Origin of the sequence: Candidatus Poriferisodalis sp., from assembly GCF_965198245.1 — a bacterium.
In the GTDB taxonomy this organism is placed as follows: domain Bacteria; phylum Actinomycetota; class Acidimicrobiia; order Acidimicrobiales; family Poriferisodalaceae; genus Poriferisodalis.
On sequence record NZ_OZ240249.1, the window covers coordinates 3,713,087 to 3,730,322 of the forward strand.

Consider the following 17,236-nt stretch of genomic DNA (forward strand, 5'->3'; position numbering starts at 1 on the left):
TCAGATTGCGAGATGCTGGGCCAGTCGGCCGGCCAATGTGGGATCCCGGGCTGAGCCGCTGTCGACGATCTCGCCCTTCTCAAGCACGATGAAGCGGTCAGCTATGCGGGTTGCAAGCGCCAGGTGCTGCTCGACGAGCAGTATTCCTCGGCCCGAGTTCCGAGCCGCGTCGAGACGATCGCCGAGCAACGTCACGTTGGAGGGCTGCAGGCCTTCAGTTGGCTCGTCCATCACGAGAAGGGACGCGGTCGATGCGAGCACTGAGGCCGATGCGAGCATCTTCTGTTCGCCGCCGGACAGGGTCCCGGCTCGCTGAGCTGCACGCCCAGCCAGTGACGCCCCGAACATGGCAAGTACCTCGTCGTGACTGGTGGGCGGGTATCCGTTCAGTCGCAAGTTGTCGCCCACCGAGAGCTGGCTGAACAGCGGTCGTTCCTGAAACGCCGCTCTCAAGCCCGCCCGGACGCGACCCGACGGCGGCAACCGAGTGATCTCCGCGCCGTCAAGCGTCAGCCGTCCGCCGGTTGCCCGCAGCAGACCCACAATCGTCTTGACCAGGGTGGTCTTGCCAGCCCCGTTCCGCCCGACGAGCGCCACGATCTCGCCTCCGGAGACTCCGAAGCTGACGCCGTGCAGGACGGGCACACTTCCGTGCCCTGAACGCAGCCCTTCTGCTTCAAGGCGCATCAGCCGTCGACCCCGGAATAGATGGCGTGCACGTCGGGATTGCTCTCGATTTCGGCGACAGTGCCGTCCGCCAGCACCGAACCGCGCGCAAGCACGGTGACACGGTCTGCGACAGCACGGATAAACGCCATGTCGTGTTCGACGATCACGATCGGCAGTCGATGCTCGGCGTGCAGTTCCCGCAGCAGCGCGGCTGCGTCGAGGCTCTCGGCAACGGTCATGCCCGCTGTGGGTTCGTCCAAGAGCAAGAGCCGGCACTCTCCCGCCGCCGCCATCGCGATCTCGAGCCACTGCTTGTCTCCATGGGAAAGCTCCCCAGCGGGCGTCTCGAGCAGTTCGTCGAGCCCGGTTCGTTCCAGAATCTCCAGCGCAGGCTGCGGGATGTGAGCGTTCCAGCTACTGCGGACGAGGCTCCAAGGCGACGAACGAGTCCCCCACGCAGCAATAGCGACGTTGGCGGCCACGGACAGGTCGCCAATGAGCTGCGGCGACTGGAATTTGCGGCTCACGCCATGTCTCGCGAACTCCCATGGACGACGGCCGGTGCACTCATGTCCGAGCACCTCAACGGTGCCGGCTTGGCAGCCCTGCTGGCCGCCCAGGATGTCCAGGAGCGTGGACTTGCCGGCGCCGTTGGGGCCGATCAGGCATCGAAGCTCGGGCTCGTCCATGGTGAGCGTGACACCGTCGAGCAATCGGAAGAACCCGAAGTTCTTCTCGACATCGACCGCCTCGAAGATTGCTGTTCGTCGCACAGACGGACTCGTCGTGACTGCATGACTGTCGGATCGGACCAGTCTGGGTTGGCGGCGGCGAGCTGTCGGCAAGCGGAACAGCCGCTGCAAGCTCGGGACCAGTCCATGGGGCATCACCACGACGACAAGCACGAAGATCACGCCGGTGGCGAGCGTCCAGTACTGCAGCCAGACGTCGGCCAGCGTCGCTGAGGCGAAGTTGATCGCCAATGCACCGATGACCGGTCCCACGATCGTGCCTCGTCCCCCGACGAGGGTCCACAGCACCACATTGGTTGCGAGAGCGAACCCGAAGATCTGAGGCGACACGAAGCTCGTGCGATACACATACAACGCACCCGCAAATCCGGCGACGGCGCCGCCGACGGTGAACGCCCAGATCTTGATCCGGACCGTGTCGTAGCCGAGTGCCTCCATGCGGCGTTCGTTGGAGCGAATACCGACGAGCACCGCACCGATCGGGCGGCTGACCAGGACACCGACAACGGTGATAGCCCCCAGTGCGAGCACTGAGATCCCGATGTCCTGCGCGGCATCCGGCAGCTGGGTCCCGAACGCGCCGATGCGGGGGACGCCCGTCAGGCCGTTGAATCCGCCAGTGACATCCCGCCACTGTTCGGCGATCTGCTCAAGTGTCAGCGACAGCACCAACGTCAGGAGCCCCACGACGACCGCCGTCGGGCGTCTCCGGAGCATGGCCACGCCGACTCCTGCGGCAATCGCGGCACCGACGATGGCTGCGACGATGAGCGCAGGCACGCTCAGCGACGGCGCGGCGGTGGCGATCTTCGCGGCCGTATAGGCGGCGATGCCGAAGGGCAGTAGCTGGCCCAGCGAGAGAATGCCCGTGTATCCCCACACAAAGTCGAGGCTCACGGCGAGCACGGCAAAGATCAAGAACAGCGAGAGCTGCCCAGCTCGAAAACCGCTAAGAGCCGCGCTCATGGCTATTGCCGCAACGGCCGAGACTGCGCCGACGGTAAGTGCGCGGCTCATGTGGAAGCGCTCTCCACGGAGAGCCGCCGGAACTGGAGAACGAGGACGGCGAGGCCCAGCGAAGCGATCTGAGCCCACACGGCGTCGTAGAAGTGAATGACGCCGATCTGCACAGCGGCGACCGTCAATGCTCCGGCAACGACGCCCCAAAGTTTGTTGAACCCGCCGACGATCACGACGAGAAAGGCCCCGGGCAGATAGGGCAGCCCCGCCTGAGGTTCGATCGCACCGAGAGGGGCAACCAGAGCGCCCGCGATCCCAGCGGTCGCTGCGCCGATGCCGAACGCGCAGAAGTTGGCGATGCCGGTCCGAATACCGGATGCTTCGGCAAGATCTCGATCGGCGACGATGGCTCGGACGGTCAAACCGAAGCGTGACTTGGTGAACGCAAGCAGCGTCGCCACCACGACCACGACGGCGATGCCGATCAGCAGGTAGCGATAGGTGGGAAACAGCACGCCGAAGGCCCGCGTGGCGCCCGGCACGGGATTGGGGACGCCTCGGAAATCCTTGGTGAAGACCAGCTCGGCAGCCTGCCGGAGGCACACCGACAGGCCGAAGGTGGCCAAGATCGTGATCTCTGGCTGACGGTGGATGCGACGGATCAATGCGAGTTCGATGATCGCTCCCAGCACGAACAGGACAGCCGCGGCCAGCGGTACCGACACCCAATGGTTGAGCCCGTTGGCATGTGAGACATAGGCGACATAGGCACCGATCATCACGAACTCGCCGTGCGCGAGGTTGATGATGCCCATCAGCCCGAAGACGATGCCGAGCCCGAGCGCGACGATGCCGAGGGTCGCGAACAGGCTGAGACCGTTGAGCAGTTCGAGTGTCAGCGCGTCCAACGGACAGTGCTCCGGTGTCTCTGGCTTGTTGGGATCCGGGCAGTCGGTGCGGCCGCAGGGGTTCGCTGGCAGCACCGACCGCCCAGGATCTTCACCAGGGAGGCCCCGGCGCTCGGCTAGGAGGGATCGCAGTTCTCGTCCGGCTCAACGGACGGGAACGACTGGACGATCAGCTGTGATCCGTCGGGCTGGATCTCGGCCACGTAGATCGGCTGCGCCAGGTGACGGCTGTCGGTGACGGTGATGTCTCCCGTGGGTGTCGCGAGCGACAGCCCTTCCAGTGCAGCGGCAACAGCCGCCGTGTCGGTCGTGCCCGCCGCATTCGCCGCTGCCGCATAGAGCAACGCGGCGTCGTAGATGTGCGAGCTGAACGTCATGTGCGGTGGCGCCTCTGCCCCGAATCGCTCGAAGTAGCGATGCACAAACTCGGTGTTCGCTGCGTTGTCGACTTCCTTGAAGTAGCCCAACGTGACCCGCATGCCAGCGGTGACCGAGGGCCCCATGGCACCGAGGACGTTTTCCTCATAGATGTTCGCCAACCGACCGATGGCGTCCTGACCGATGCCGAAGTCCACTGCCTGAGTCTCGAATGCGATGGCATCGCCGCCCACGAGCGCCGGGAAGATCAGGTCGGCACCGGAGCCCGCGATTTGCTGTGCGACAGACGAGAAATCCTGCGTTCCCAGCGGAACGTATTCCTCGCCGACCACTTCACCGCCAGCAGCTTCGATGTACTCGCGTGCCAACTCGAAGCTCCGCCGAGGCCACACGTAGTCGTTGCCGAGCAGGAACCATGTCCGGCCGCCGGTCTCGGACATCATCCAGGGGATGACCGGCGCGAGCTGCTGGCTCGGGACCTCGCCAGTGTTGAACATCACCGCAGAGCACTCGCCGCCCTCGTACAGCGCCGCGTAGATGTACAGCACGCCGGCATCCTCCGCGAGCGGCTTGGCTGCCTCGCGTGTCGCACTGGAGTGCGTCCCGAGCACGACGTCGACCCCGTCCGATTCGATGAGCTGCTCCATCGCCTGTCGACCGATTGCGGGGTCGGTGGCGTCGTCCGCCAGGAATGTCTCGACCGGGCGCCCATTGATGCCGCCAGCGGCGTTGATGTCCTCTTCGATGAGCTCCGCGATGTTGGCGGTCGGTTGACCGAAGATGCCTGCAGGGCCGCTGTTGGAGAACAGGATCCCGATGCGCACCGGCTCGCCTGATGGCGCCTCGGGCTCATCGGGTGCCGCTGGCGCTGGCTCTTCGGTGGTCTCCGACGCCGGTTCGTCTGCCGTGTCGTCATCGGCAGCCGGCGCGGCGGCGGCATCGGTCGCCGTCGGTTCCGTCGCCGTCGGTTCGTCGTCGCTCGTTCCACATGCTGCGGCAATCATCGAGAACAGAGCAACCAAGATGGCCGCTGTTCGTCCGAGTGACCGCTTGCATGGGCTCCCTGTGGTTCCCATGACTTGGCCCTCCCCCTATATGTAAGCAGATGTTGACATATTGTCTTGTCAACATAGCCCGGTCAAGCCCGGCGGGAATGGCACAGGAGCCACAGCTGCGCAGCGGGCTCACCTCTTGGCTAACCAGAGGGACTAGCGACGGGAAGTTCGTCCAGCACCTTGACGCCCGATGGCGTCGCCTCCCCCAGCAACAGCGACTCCAGTGATCCGCCACGGCCGCAGCGCCTGGGGCCACGAAAACCGGCCGTGCGAAGTCCTCCAAGCAGGGCGCTTGGTTCGGTGCCGCCACCGGACCGGCACGCGCTGGCCCATGTGTGGATGGCTTCGTACACCCCTTCTGCGGCAGCGGAGACCGGTGGGGCACACTGACCGAAGCGGTCCTCGTATCGCTGCAGGAACTCATGATTCTCTGTGGTGTCCATGGCAACGAAGTAGCCAAGGGCATTCCAGATGCCCACCCCTGAGGGACCCAGGTGCTCGACGACGGCATCATCCATCAGCGGGGCAAACGTACGAGTCGCCCCACGCAACCCGGATTCAGAGAAATCGCACTCGAAGCGAACGTGGTCCTGCCCGACGAAGCTCGAGACGACGTGGTCGGTTCCGCATTCATCGATGGCAGAAATCACCGGTGCGAAGTCCTGGGTGCCCAGTGGCACGTAGCCCTCGCCGGTGACGGTGCCGCCCATGCGCTCGATGACGTCCCGTGCCGCAGTGCCGATCGCCCGTGGCCACGAGTAATCGTTTCCGGTGAGGAACCAGCGAGTTCCTCCCGTCGTCTTTGCCATCAGCGGCAGGGCACGGTGCAGCTGGTCTTGGGGTCGCTCACCGAAACGGATCAGGAGCGGGTGCCTGGCCGTCGCCTCGCTGGTCGGGGTGTAGAGGTAGGGAATGCCATTTGCGATGGCCATCGGCGAGGTGACCGCATAGGTCGCCGAAGAGTGCATGCCGATGACGGCGGCCATGCCGGACACCCGGCAGAGGCGACGCATCGCTACTGCGCCGACGCCGGGATCGGTGGCGTCATCCGCAACAACCAGGCGAACGTCACGGCCCATCACTCCGCCATCGATATTGACCTCGTCGACTGCGAGCTGTGCACAGTTCACGGTTGAGCGCCCGAGGATCCCGGCGCTCCCAGACAACGACGTGAGCAATCCGAGAGGAATCTCCCAGGCGTCGACGTCGGCGTCGGCGTCGCAAAGGAGTCCGAAGTCGGCGCCGAGGCGCAGGAATTCGCGATCGTCGATCGTGACGCGGATGCGCAGGCGGGTGCCGCCGCCGCTGAGCGGATCGAGAAGGCACACCACACGCCCAGCCCAAGGTGATTCATGCACCAGATCGATCCGGCGCCCGGGCTTGCAGCGCAGGATCCGCGCCGTTCCGGGTGCACGTGCCAGATCTCCGATGGGGAGGCTGAGACGCACGAGTGCGCCGGGTCGCAGCGCATTGGCCTCCGACCCGAACAGCCAACCCAGCGACGGGTCGCCCGAACCGAACAGGGCGAACAAATCGCTGGGGCGCGCCTCCAGCCGCGCCTCGCTGCTCAGAACCAGTTCAGCCATGGCTGCGCACCTAAGCGCTCAGCTCGTCATCTCGCTGAACCGTGTTGCCGGCGGCTGCCACCGCCTCTGTGATGGCTGCTTCAAGTTGTTCCAGCGAGTTCTGGTACACCGAGGCCAGGAAGGCCACGACCGTGTCGGCGGGGGTCGATGTCAGCGAGTAGTGCCGGAAGCGGCCGTCCCGGCGTTCAGTGATCAGGCCTGCAAGGCGCAGGATCCGTAGATGCGAGGAGACGGCAGTCCGGCCTACGCCGTCGAAGCGTGCGGCGATCTCCCCCACGGTGAGTTCGCCATGTTCACCGATCAGGCCGAGAATGGCCCGGCGCGTCTGGTCCGCCAAGGCAGAGAACGTGGCGTCGCTGGTGGGATCTGTCATGTGCGCGCCCGTATCGGTTTGTCAATATCTGTTCACACATAGTGCCATACGGCCCGTGTGCGACGGCCCCGATGGATCTGGCCGTCAGATCTCTGACGATGCGCGACCGAGCAGGGCGAACAGCGGGATCATCGTTGCGGCAATTGTAGGATTCCGAACTCGTCAATTGTGGGATTTTAGGTCCGGCAGGTATAGGATCATCTCTCAGCATGAACGTCGGGCCGAGTCTTGTGGGTGATGCGAGGATCCAAGAAGCAGGCGGAGCAATGCATGCGGAAATGTACCCCCGGGCTGTCGAACGGCTGATGGCAGACGAGTTGTTGCCCGTCTTTCCCGCTGTCCTCGTCGTCGGTCCTCGCGGCTGCGGCAAGTCGACGTCCATGATGCGATTTGCCGACACCACCCTGGACCTGTCCAAGCCCGGTGACCGCTTGGCTGCCAGGGAAGATCCAGATGGCGTATTGGCCATTTCGGACGGCACGGTGCTCGTGGACAAATGGCAGGAGGCGCCCGAGATCCTGGGAGCAATCAAGCGGGCCGTGGACGCCGACCGCTCACGCCGTCCGGGGAGATTCATCGTCACCGGTTCAGTCCGGGCAGCCCAGCAAGCAGCCACCTGGCCAGGGACAGGACGCCTCATCCGGGTGAGAATGCATGGCTTGACCCAAGCCGAACTCCAGCGCGACGAGCACTACAACCCGGTCGATGCCCTGTTCCGCCTCGGCCATGTGCAATTCGGCCCCTCAGAGTGGTCGCGTCACGACTATCTCGAAGCCATTACCGCTGGACAGTTTCCTGTGGCCGTCGAGTTGAGCGGACGCAATCGCCGCCGTTGGTTCAGTGCCTATGTCGACCAACTCATCGACAGAGACGCCTTGCCGGTGTCCGGCCGTGCTCCGCACATACAGAAGCTTCGCTCGGTCCTCGAGTCATGCGCTGCCCGGACTGGCCTCGAACTCAACAAGCGAGCCACAGCGGACGACGTCGGCATCGACTTCAAGACCGCGGACCGATACCTCAGCTTGCTCGAAGATCTCTGTGTCACGAGCCGAGTGCCGGCATGGCACACGAAACGACTGCAACGGCTCACCCGTTCCCCGAAGATCCACCTGGCCGATACGGGCATGGCCGCGCATCTCCTCAACGTCGATGCCACTTCGGTGGGAAGAGACCCGATGCTTGTCGGCCAGATGTTTGAGACGTTCGCAACAAACGAACTGTCGGCCCACATCGAGACCGCTCAATCAGAAACCCGGATGTTCCACCTTCGAGATCGCGACGGGAAGGAGGTCGACATTGTGCTCGAGAGCGAGGGCAGGATCGTCGGTATCGAAATCAAGTCGTCCAGCGTCATCAGCCATGACGACGCACGAGGCCTGATGTGGCTGAGAGACCGGGTCGGCGACAGCTTCGTTGGCGGAGCCGTCTTGAGCAGCAGCTCTGTGCCCTTCCAGCTCAATGAACACGTGTGGTCGCTGCCCCTCAGCGCTCTTTGGCGTGCCCCTCTGCCGAGATAGGCCGACGGTCGTGCCCGCTGCTGGGGTGGTCAGGCGTTGCGCCCGCAGGGCTTGTTGACGGTGGCCGCCGGGTGCGTCTGCGGGTACGAGAAATTCAGCTACATCATCGAGACGGTGCGTCCCAGCAGGACGTACAGCGGATCCTTGGTGGCTGCGAGCGCTGCCGCCACCTCTTCGTGGGAGATCTCGCCGTCGAACATGCCGGCGGCCATGTTCGCTACGACCGCCACTCCGGCGTACGGAATGCCGGCCTCTCGGGCCAGCGCCACCTCCGGATAACCGGTCATCCCGACGACGCTGCCGCCCATCTGGGCGTACATGCGGATCTCTGCCGGCGTCTCGAAGCGTGGCCCGTTGGTGCAGACGTAGGTGGCACTCGGTGCTACGTCGATGCCCTCGGCCTGCGCCGCCGCCGCCATCGCAGCGCGCAGTGCCGGGTCGTAGGGGGTGGACATGTCGGTGTGCACGACCTGGCCCGGCCCGTCGAAGAACGTTGCGGCCCGGCCGGTGGTGAACTCCAAGTAGTCGTCGAGCAGCAGGAACGAACCGGTTCCGCGCTCGGGCACCATCGAGCCCACGACGCTCACGGCCAGGATGGCCACCGCGCCCAGGTCGCGCATTGCGGCGATGTTGGCCCGGTAGTTGATGGCCGACGGCGCGATGGAGTGATCGCCGCCGTGGCGGGGCACGAACACGATGCGCCGCCCGTGCCAGCGGCCGGTCATTGCGGAGGCCTCGCCCCAGCCGGTCTGGACCACGTGGTGCTCGGCTTCAGACAGGCCCGGCAGCTCGTAGAAACCCGTCCCGGCAATGATGCCGACCGGGGGACGCTCCTGGGCTGGGTCGCTGGCTTCACCCGGCGCGCTCATGGCACTCACGTCCCCGACTCCTCAGCGAGCCGCTGCGCTCGATGCTGCACCTCGAAGCGGGCCCGTGCTTCGTCAACGGTCAAGCAGACCTGCCCGGCAACCACACGCTCGCCGCCCACCCAGACATCGGTGACGTGGCGGCTGCCGCCGGACCACGCCACATGGGCAATCAACTCCTGCGGCGAGGTGACCGGCACGAACGCCACGTCGTCGATGTCGAGCCGGATCATGTCAGCCCAGCGGCCCGCCTCCAGCACCCCGGTGTGCAGACCCAGCGCCTCGGCGCCGCTGCGGGTCGCCATCGAGATCACCTGCTGTGCACTCATCAAGGTGGGGTCGAGTGCGGTCACCCGGGCCAACAGCGAGGCGATCTTGATCTCTTCCCACAGGTCGAGGTCGTCGTTGGAGCCCGGCCCGTCGGTGGCGAGCGAGACCGTGATGCCTCGTTCGAGCATCTCGGGTACCCGCGCCGCGCCCGAGCCCAGCTTCATGTTGCTGACGGGGCAGTGCGCCACGGCCACGCCGGTCGATTCGTAGATGTCGAGGTCTGCATCGTCGAGCCAGACGCTGTGCGCTGCCAGCACCCTGCCCTCCAGCACTCCGGCGTCAGCCAGGAGCTGCGGCACGCTGGCACCGCCGTGAGCAGCGGACAGAGCATCTCCCTCGGTGCGCGTCTCGGCCAGGTGGATGTGCAACAGCGTGTCCCGTTCGCGGGCGGCGGCTGCGATCTCGGCGCAGGCCTCCACACCTAGGTCGTAGGCCGAGTGCGGGGCGAACCCGACCGTGACGCGACCGTCGGGATCGTGTTCGGCAGCGTGAAATCGAGCGATGTCGTCGATGCGGCCGGCCACGCTGCCCGATTGGTCGGCGTGCACCACCGACATCACGCCCGGGCACATGACCAGCCGGATGCCGGCCTCGCGAGCCGCATCGGTGACGGCCTGCTCGTAGGCGTACATCTCGCACGTCGTGGTGACGCCCGAGCGCAGCATCTCGACTACGCCCAGCGTCATCCCCCACCACACGTCGTCGGGCCGCAGCCTGCCCTCGCGGGGCCACATCACGTCGGTCAGCCATGCCATGAGCGGCAGGCCGTCGCCGGCGCCTCGCACCAGCGTCATCGGCGTGTGCGCGTGGGTGTTGACAAGTCCTGGCATCAGCAGGCCGCCCACGTTGATCACGGGCGTGTCCGTCGCGGGCGCGTCCGCCGCCGGACCCACCCACGCAATGCGCCCGTCGGCTCCCACGTCCACTGCACCGCGCTCGATCGTCGAGAAACCCTCGTCACACGTCAGCACAACATCGGCGAGGAATCGAGCGCCATCTGTCCGGCCATCTGAATCATTCGGCACGTCCTCATCTTCGCACCGGTGCGCACCTGCCCGTCAACGCGTCTGCTCATGCCACAATCGCGGCTTCATGACCCTGTTCCTGCAGCGGGTCTTCGACTCGTTCGCCAACGGCTCCGCGTATGCGGCTCTGGCAGTGGCTATCTCGATGGTGTTCCGATCCACCGGAGTGCTGAATCTGGCGCAGGGCCAGATGGCGATGATGTCCGCATACATCGCCGTGGTGTTCGCTGCACTCCCCGGCGACCGGGTCGCATTCGCAGGCTGGTTGACGCCGTTCGCGACGCCATGGCCGATCTGGGCTGCGGTCGCTGCTGCGGTCGTCGTGTCGGCAGCCCTGGGTGCGCTTCTCGAATACACGGTGATCCGGCCGATGCACGGTGATCCCGTGCCGACGATCGGGGCGACACTCGGGCTCTACCTGCTCATCGGCGTCTTCGTGGTCAAGCATTTCGGCGGTCGCCAGAGATTCCTCGGCTCGCCGTTCCCGCAAGAGCACACCGACCGTTTCGTCATCGGGGGTGCGCGGCTGTGGTTCGACAGCATCGGCCTCACGCTCACGATGCTGGCTGCGATCGGCCTGCTGGCACTGGTGCAGCGCACGACCAAGATCGGACTCGCGTTCCGAGCCATCACCTCCAATCGGGACAGCGCCGCGTTGGTGGGCATCAGGGTCGAGCGAGTTGTGATGAGCGGCTGGGCCGTGGCGGCAGCGCTGGGCGGTCTCGCAGGCGGACTCATCGCCGGGGAATTCAACGTCCGTCCCAGCATGATGGAACGCCTCTTGATCTTCGGCCTCGCAGCAGCCACGCTCGGCGGACTGCGCAGCCCGGCGTTGGCGCTCGCCGGCGGCTACCTGTTCGCCCTCGCCGAGACGATGATGTCTGGCTACGTCGGATTCATTGACAGCCAGGTCACGCTGGTGTGGGCCTTGGGTGTGCTCATCGTGGTGCTCTCAGTGCGCCCATCGGGACTGCTGTCTCGCAAGGCAGCCCGCGGGAGCTTGCAGGCGTGACGAACGGCGACGAACCGCTGGCTCAGGGCCGTGCACCGAGGCGGGAGCGGACCCGGCGAGAGCAACTGCCCATCACACTGACTGGCGCTGCGCTCGTCGTGATAGCGGCGCTCGCAATCATCGTGCCGCTGCGTGCTTCGTCGATCTTCGTCACCGACGTCACCCAGCTAGCAGCGTTCTGCCTCGTTTTCGCCGGGCTCTGGCTGCTCACGCACCGGATGGGATTGCTCTCCATCGGCCACGGGGCGCTCACCGGCTGCGGCTCATACGCGGCGCTGCACGCCGCGAACGATTTCGGGCTGCCGCTGATGGCGATGCCGCTGGTCGGCTTCGTGGCGGGCTGCGCGGTGGGCGCGCTGCTGGGCATTCCAGCGCTGCGCTTGCCCAAGGCCTACCTGGCGTTGTTGACACTCTCGGCCGCTGTGGCGTTCCCGATCGTGCTGCGACAACTCGACGGTCCGCTGCCGGTCACCCTCGACGGCGAGTTCGTCGCGCCCAGTTGGACAGGCATCGCCCCTAACGACGAGCACATCTGGGAGTTCTGGATCGTCGTCGCGTGGGTAGTGGTCGCCTTCTGGCTGCTGCACGGGCTGCTGTCGGGGCCCATCGGGCGAGCGCTCGTCGCCACCCGGGACGAGGCGACGGCGGCAGCCACGTTCGGCGTGCCGGTGTACCGGCTGCGGCTGGTGGGGGTGAGCCTCAGCAGCGGGCTTGCGGGCCTGGCGGGCGGTCTCCTGCTCGTGCCGGTGAACTTCAATGATCAGTCGCTGTATCCCGAGGAGTTGTCGATCAAGCTGTTCGCGCTCACGATCGCCTTCGGGAGTACTGCGATCGGCGGCAGTCGCCTCATCACGACCGTGCCCGCCGCCACCGTGCTGGTGCTGCTGCCGGTCTGGCTCGTCGACCGGCCCGGATGGGTCACCCAGGGCGGCTGGATCGGCTTGGTGAAGTCGGAGTTCTTCCTCTATGCGGTGCTGCTGCTGGTGGCTGCATACGCCCGCAGCCGCCGGGCGCGTGCAGTCCGGACCTACGACGCGTGAGCGCCGCTGACCGCTGGGATGCGAAATACGCCGACTGGCAAGAGCCCGGGTCGCCTTCGGAGTTCGTGATCGGTCATGCCGATCTGCTCGCCGAGTGCTCGACTGCTGTGGATCTCGCCGGAGGAACCGGCGGTACTGCGTTGTGGCTCGCGAGCCTCGGTATCGACACGACGCTTGTCGACGTCTCCGGGCGGGCGTTGGAGATTGCTCGGAGCGCCGCTGCCGAGCGTGGCGTGCAGTTGCGGACTGTCTGCGCCGATCTGGAGGCCGAGCCGCTGCCGAGCATTGCCGATCTGGAGGCCGAGCCGCTGCCGACCGCTGCGGGACTGGGCAGCGAGCGCGGTTGGCATGCCGTCGTCTGTGCCAACTTCCTGCACCGCCCGCTGCTCGGCGCTCTGTGCGGACTGCTCGCGCCGGGTGGCATTGCATTCGTGCAGATCGCGACGGTCGACAACCTGCTGTACAACGCGCGCCCCGGTCGCCCCTTCCTAGTCAAGCGAGGCGAGCTGCCGGGCCTGTGCCACGGGCTCGAGACGGTCAGCTTCGAAGAGGGCTGGTTCGGCCAACGACACGAAGCGCGGCTCGTAGCCCGCCGCCCGAGCTGAGCGCGGCTGCGCGCTGGCCCTGATCTGAGCTGAGCTGACAGGGATCCCTGACTCGGGTCCGGGGGGCTTGGACCGACTAACGGGTCCCCGTCACCGTCTCGTCGACGCGTAGCGGGCGGAAAGCCAGCAACCGAACATGATGCTCAGAGCCAGCGTTCCGCCCGCTATGGAGGATGGGACTAGCGAACCTCGTCAGGGTGTCGTCGGCGCTCGATCCAGCGCTCGATCCAGGATGCGATCCATATCACTATCCCGCTCGACGCCAGTATCCCTGGAGGTGCCAAGACCGCTTCCCACGGATCGCGGCTGACGACAGCGCCATACACCACGGTGCACACTCCGAAGGCGCCGGCGGCCACCCCGACAGCCCGGCTGACGGGCGTTGCGTTCCTCCAGCATCGCAGCAAGAACCGCGTCGCGAAGACGCCTAGACCGACCATCAACGTTGCGACGAACAGATAGGCGAGTATCGCGGGCATTGCTTCAGTACCGGTTTAGCTGCATCTGACGCCTGCTTCGTAGCTGTAGTGGCCAAGCTCGACGATTTTGCTGAGACGTCCCCAGTTCCATGCCCAGCCGTACTTCACCTTCAAACACGTGTCCTCTAGTGGGTATGCCGCCAGTGCTCACGCGACCATTTCCAACGTGACGCCCTCCAACAGCAATACCGCGACCGGCACAGAACCGCTGATCGCCATTCTGCGAGTTTCTTGACGGTCGAAGTACACGGTGCATCCCTACTGGTCCGCAACCGGCGAGCGGGCGGAACGCCGACTCCAGAACGAGATGTTCCGTGTCAGCGCTCCGCCCGCCAGCAGCCGTTTTGCCTAACGACTCCGCACTCTGCCCCGGCGCCGTTGCAGCCAAGATGCGAGCCGCATCGCTAGGCCACTCCAAACGATCGTCGCGGGAACTGCCAAGATCGGCTCCCAAAGTCCATGACTGCCCGCAGCCCGCATCGCGAGGGCACACGCTCCTGCAATGCCTACACCCGCTCCGAGACCACGACCGATCAACGTGGCGTTACGCCACGAATCGCGCATGAGCCCATAGAGGTTCACGACAAGCACGACAACGGCAGCTGCAACCAACGAGCCAGCGAAGAGGATGCCAACCACGAGGAGGATGCCAACCACGAGGAGGATGCCAACGACGACGTCGATGGTACCGCTCAAGGCCATGGTCTCAGCGATGACTCAGCTGCATCTGACGCCAGCCTCATCGCGGTAGTGGCCGGGTGCGAGAAACGGATTCAATCCAGTCCATCCCCACGCTAGGCCGTATCGCAGCTTCAAGCACGTGCGGTGGCGTTCAATGGCTGTCGCCGCCCAGCCGACAATCGTGGCAGCTTGCAGGGCGATGAGAGCGGTGACGGGGTCGGGCAAGAGGAGGAACACCGCTATCGGGATGAGGCTCAGCTCCGCGACGTCCAGAGTCTCGGTGCGGTTGAAGTAGACGGTTCCCGAGAGGTACCCCCAGGTGAACACCGGATCGGCGAGCACCGGGTACACCGTCGAGTCGTCGTGCGCGACATTCAACGTCAGCACATTGTCGGACGCTGTGTAGCTGGCAGCGATTGCGCTGCCTGACGCGTCGTATGCCCAAGGAGCTTCGATAACCGCAGCGACGAAGCCGTCTGCGTCCGCAATGGCCACGCGGCCGTCGTGCATCGGTCGCAGCTTGTAGCCGTCGTCCAGCTTTAGCTCATAGTCGAATGCGGTGGGCGCCTGCGAGCTCTTGATGACGGTGAGCACCCGCACGCCAGCGTCTGCCTGGGGCTGCACGAGCGCGTCGGTGTCCTTGTCGACATCCTCGAACAAGACCATGTTTTGGCCAACAGCCTTGCCGTTGTCCGGTGTTCCCGGCAGCAGCACTCCCACAGAGGACCCGTCTTGGCGTGACATGACGATGGGATCGGCCGCGTCGGCCGGGACGCTGAGCATGTCTGAGCCTTCGGCACCCATCGAGAGCACCTTGTCCTCGTCGCCCGTCGTGTCGATAGAGAGCGCTGTCGAGTCAGCAGCGGTGCCGTTGAGCAGCGCTCCAAGGCCGTCAGTCTGTGCGACAACGGCCTTGTACGCCGCCTCCGCGCTTGATTGCTTCCCGCCGTCGGCCATGGCCGCAGACGGCAATGCCCCCAAGGCGATCAGCCCCGCAAGGAGCGCCGTCCAAATCCTGAAGTCTCATTATGTTCCTTCAGTCGTAGAACCCGTACAGGGGTGTACGGGGATATGTCATCATATGCTGACATATCCACCTCTGCTCGAACCGAAAGGCGACCATGACATTCATTCCCAACCTGAGAACCAAACCGCCCGGAGCTGACTACCCGCAGTCGAACATCGACGTGCTCGTCAACTATCACGACGTCCTCGAAGCAGCGGAAGCCGCAGGCGGGCTTGTCACCGGCATCGACGATCCCGGTCGCTACAAGGTCGGTGTGGTGGGCACCGGACCAGCAGGCATGGTCGCCGCGTACGAGCTGCTGCGTCTCGGCGTCAACGTGGACATCTTCTCCACTGACCATGAGTCGTACCGGTACGGGCGCTGCTGGAGTCAGCCGTTCCCCGATCACGACCAGTACATCGCCGAGATGGGTGCCATGCGTTTCCCGCCGTCCGAGGTCGGCCTGTTCTGGTATCTCGACAAGTTCGGCATCGAGTACAACTCCGACTTTCCTGATCCCGGCAAAGTGGATACGCTGCTGCACCTCAACGGGCAGTCGTTCGAGTGGAAAGCTGGCAGCTCAGCGCCGTGGCTGTTCCATACCGTCACCGCAGGACTCGAAGCGCTCATCAGCGACGACACGACCCTCGCGGACGGGACTGTGCTGGCGTCGCCGACGAAGATGACCGGTCTGATGCTCGACGGCAACTTCCGTGGGGCGCTCGCAGCATGGCAGCCGTGGATCGACCACTTCGAGCATCTGTCGTTCGGCGCGGGACTGTCGGTCATCTTTCAGCTCAACCCGACACCGCCCGGAGGGACGCCGTGGACCGACGAGGACATGGCGATCTTCGGCACGATCGGTGTCGGCAGCGGCGGCTTCGGGCCGCTGTACTCGGTCCAGTTCCTGGAGATCTTCCGACTGTTCGTCAACGAACTCGAAACAGACCAGCAGTTCATCCCGTCGGGCATCGCGTCGGTGTTCGACGCGATCGGCCATGCCGAGGTCGGGGGACTCAGCGTTCTCGACCATCACAAGAACGAGAACATCACCGAGATCGAGTACGACGGCGACAACATCAAACTGGTCAGCAACGTCGGTGCTGTGCGCATCTACGACCGTGTGATCTGGGCAGCACCGAAATGGGCGAGCCAGACCAACACGACGCTTGTCGAGTTCCTGGAACCAGGACGCGAACCGTTGCCGGTCCCAGGCGAACCGACCGTCGCGTCGGCTGTGAAGGAGATGCACACGATCAGCTCGTCCAAGGCGTTCATTCTCACCGATGACAAGTTCTGGCTGAAGCATGATCTGCCAGCCAACATCCAGTCCGACACGGTCATTCGCGGTCTCTACTGTCTCGACTACGCGCCCGACGATCCCGACGGTCCCGGAGTCGTGCTGGTCAGCTACACATGGCAGGACGACTCGGCGAAACAGATCGCGTTGCCGTCGGACAACGAGAGTCGCATCAAACGGCTTGTCGCTGACGTCGCACGGATCGACTCGGAGTTCGCTGAATATCTCGTTCCCGTGTCAGGCGATTACGAGAAGTACACGATATTTGTGGACTGGATGACCGAATCGAACTATCACGGAGCGTTCAAGCTGAACCATCCCAAACAGGACCGGCTCCTGCAAGCCGCCTACTCGGCGTATCTGCGGGCAACCGGCTACAGCGACCCCTTCGTGTATCTCGCGGGCGACGACGTGTCCTACATGGGCGGCTGGTCCGAGGGAGCGATCGAGACAGCATTGAACGCTGTGGCTGCTGTGGGGGTGTCGCTGGGCGGCAAAGCGGTCAGCCCGCTGCTGTTCCAGCCCGCATCAGTGGATTACAACTACAGCGTGAACCGGCCTCGCTGACGAACCCCAGCCCGCACCCGCCCACAAGGACGCGCCGGACGGATCCCCAGCCAAAGACTGGGGATCCGATCCCTCGCATCAAGTTGACGGGGAGACCGACGCCGTCGACGCGGTCGCCTCGGCACGG

The 17,236-nt window shown here is 65.1% G+C and carries 16 protein-coding genes; 5 read left to right on the plus strand and 11 right to left on the minus strand.

The window, feature by feature from the left end; all coding sequences use genetic code 11:
* The 6 genes from ACOCMM_RS16500 to ACOCMM_RS16525 all read right to left on the minus strand — a co-directional run bounded on the left by ACOCMM_RS16500 (position 1) and on the right by ACOCMM_RS16525 (position 6,681).
* Positions 1 to 687, minus strand: a complete 687-nt coding sequence (locus ACOCMM_RS16500) for an ATP-binding cassette domain-containing protein (protein ID WP_419554218.1) — start codon at positions 685 to 687, stop codon at positions 1 to 3.
* Entirely contained in the window at positions 687 to 2,438 is a 1,752-nt protein-coding gene (locus tag ACOCMM_RS16505; RefSeq protein ID WP_419554219.1) for an ABC transporter permease subunit, read from the minus strand. The genes ACOCMM_RS16500 and ACOCMM_RS16505 overlap by 1 nt, the downstream gene beginning before the upstream one ends.
* The gene (locus ACOCMM_RS16510; protein WP_419554220.1) at positions 2,435 to 3,289 is read right to left on the minus strand and encodes a branched-chain amino acid ABC transporter permease; all 855 of its coding nucleotides are present in this window, start codon (positions 3,287 to 3,289) and stop codon (positions 2,435 to 2,437) included. The genes ACOCMM_RS16505 and ACOCMM_RS16510 overlap by 4 nt, the downstream gene beginning before the upstream one ends.
* A 116-nt stretch (positions 3,290 to 3,405) precedes the next feature.
* Positions 3,406 to 4,743, minus strand: a complete 1,338-nt coding sequence (locus tag ACOCMM_RS16515; RefSeq protein ID WP_419554221.1) for a substrate-binding protein — start codon at positions 4,741 to 4,743, stop codon at positions 3,406 to 3,408.
* Positions 4,744 to 4,862: 119 nt separating this feature from the next.
* On the minus strand, positions 4,863 to 6,308 hold the full coding sequence (locus ACOCMM_RS16520) for a substrate-binding protein (protein ID WP_419554222.1): 1,446 nt from the start codon (positions 6,306 to 6,308) through the stop codon (positions 4,863 to 4,865).
* A 10-nt stretch (positions 6,309 to 6,318) separates the two neighbouring features.
* Positions 6,319 to 6,681 (minus strand): ArsR/SmtB family transcription factor, encoded by a 363-nt coding sequence (locus tag ACOCMM_RS16525; protein WP_419554223.1) that lies wholly within the window; start codon positions 6,679 to 6,681, stop codon positions 6,319 to 6,321.
* A gap of 209 nt (positions 6,682 to 6,890) precedes the next feature.
* On the opposite strand from ACOCMM_RS16525, the gene ACOCMM_RS16530 reads away from it, so the two are divergent.
* Positions 6,891 to 8,198: an ATP-binding protein gene (locus ACOCMM_RS16530; RefSeq protein ID WP_419554224.1), complete on the plus strand. Its 1,308-nt coding sequence runs from the start codon at positions 6,891 to 6,893 to the stop codon at positions 8,196 to 8,198.
* A gap of 98 nt (positions 8,199 to 8,296) precedes the next feature.
* Here ACOCMM_RS16530 and ACOCMM_RS16535 read toward each other — a convergent pair whose 3' ends face one another.
* Positions 8,297 to 9,067 carry an S-methyl-5'-thioinosine phosphorylase gene (locus ACOCMM_RS16535; protein WP_419554904.1) on the minus strand — a complete coding sequence of 257 codons (771 nt, stop codon included), beginning with the start codon at positions 9,065 to 9,067 and terminating at the stop codon, positions 8,297 to 8,299.
* Positions 9,068 to 9,072: 5 nt separating this feature from the next.
* Entirely contained in the window at positions 9,073 to 10,419 is a 1,347-nt protein-coding gene (locus ACOCMM_RS16540; RefSeq protein WP_419554225.1) for an amidohydrolase family protein, read from the minus strand.
* Positions 10,420 to 10,486: 67 nt separating this feature from the next.
* On the opposite strand from ACOCMM_RS16540, the gene ACOCMM_RS16545 reads away from it, so the two are divergent.
* The 3 genes from ACOCMM_RS16545 to ACOCMM_RS16555 are packed head-to-tail and all read left to right on the plus strand — an operon-like array spanning position 10,487 to position 13,076.
* Positions 10,487 to 11,431 (plus strand): branched-chain amino acid ABC transporter permease, encoded by a 945-nt coding sequence (locus tag ACOCMM_RS16545; RefSeq protein WP_419554226.1) that lies wholly within the window; start codon positions 10,487 to 10,489, stop codon positions 11,429 to 11,431.
* Complete coding sequence (locus tag ACOCMM_RS16550; protein ID WP_419554227.1) at positions 11,428 to 12,471, plus strand: ABC transporter permease subunit; 1,044 nt, start codon at positions 11,428 to 11,430, stop codon at positions 12,469 to 12,471. Before ACOCMM_RS16545 ends, ACOCMM_RS16550 begins: the two co-directional genes overlap by 4 nt.
* On the plus strand, positions 12,468 to 13,076 hold the full coding sequence (locus ACOCMM_RS16555; RefSeq protein WP_419554228.1) for a class I SAM-dependent methyltransferase: 609 nt from the start codon (positions 12,468 to 12,470) through the stop codon (positions 13,074 to 13,076). The genes ACOCMM_RS16550 and ACOCMM_RS16555 overlap by 4 nt, the downstream gene beginning before the upstream one ends.
* Positions 13,077 to 13,255: 179 nt before the next feature.
* On the opposite strand, the gene ACOCMM_RS16560 is transcribed toward ACOCMM_RS16555, so the two are convergent.
* The 3 genes from ACOCMM_RS16560 to ACOCMM_RS16570 form a co-directional block, all read right to left on the minus strand.
* Positions 13,256 to 13,555: a hypothetical protein gene (locus tag ACOCMM_RS16560; RefSeq protein ID WP_419554229.1), complete on the minus strand. Its 300-nt coding sequence runs from the start codon at positions 13,553 to 13,555 to the stop codon at positions 13,256 to 13,258.
* 348 nt (positions 13,556 to 13,903) lie between these two features.
* The gene (locus tag ACOCMM_RS16565; protein WP_419554230.1) at positions 13,904 to 14,257 is read right to left on the minus strand and encodes a hypothetical protein; all 354 of its coding nucleotides are present in this window, start codon (positions 14,255 to 14,257) and stop codon (positions 13,904 to 13,906) included.
* Between the two features lie 15 nt (positions 14,258 to 14,272).
* On the minus strand, positions 14,273 to 15,193 hold the full coding sequence (locus tag ACOCMM_RS16570) for a hypothetical protein (RefSeq protein ID WP_419554231.1): 921 nt from the start codon (positions 15,191 to 15,193) through the stop codon (positions 14,273 to 14,275).
* A gap of 164 nt (positions 15,194 to 15,357) precedes the next feature.
* Between ACOCMM_RS16570 and ACOCMM_RS16575 the strand changes: the two genes are divergently transcribed.
* Positions 15,358 to 17,109 (plus strand): flavin monoamine oxidase family protein, encoded by a 1,752-nt coding sequence (locus ACOCMM_RS16575; protein WP_419554232.1) that lies wholly within the window; start codon positions 15,358 to 15,360, stop codon positions 17,107 to 17,109.
* Positions 17,110 to 17,236: the final 127 nt, after the last annotated feature.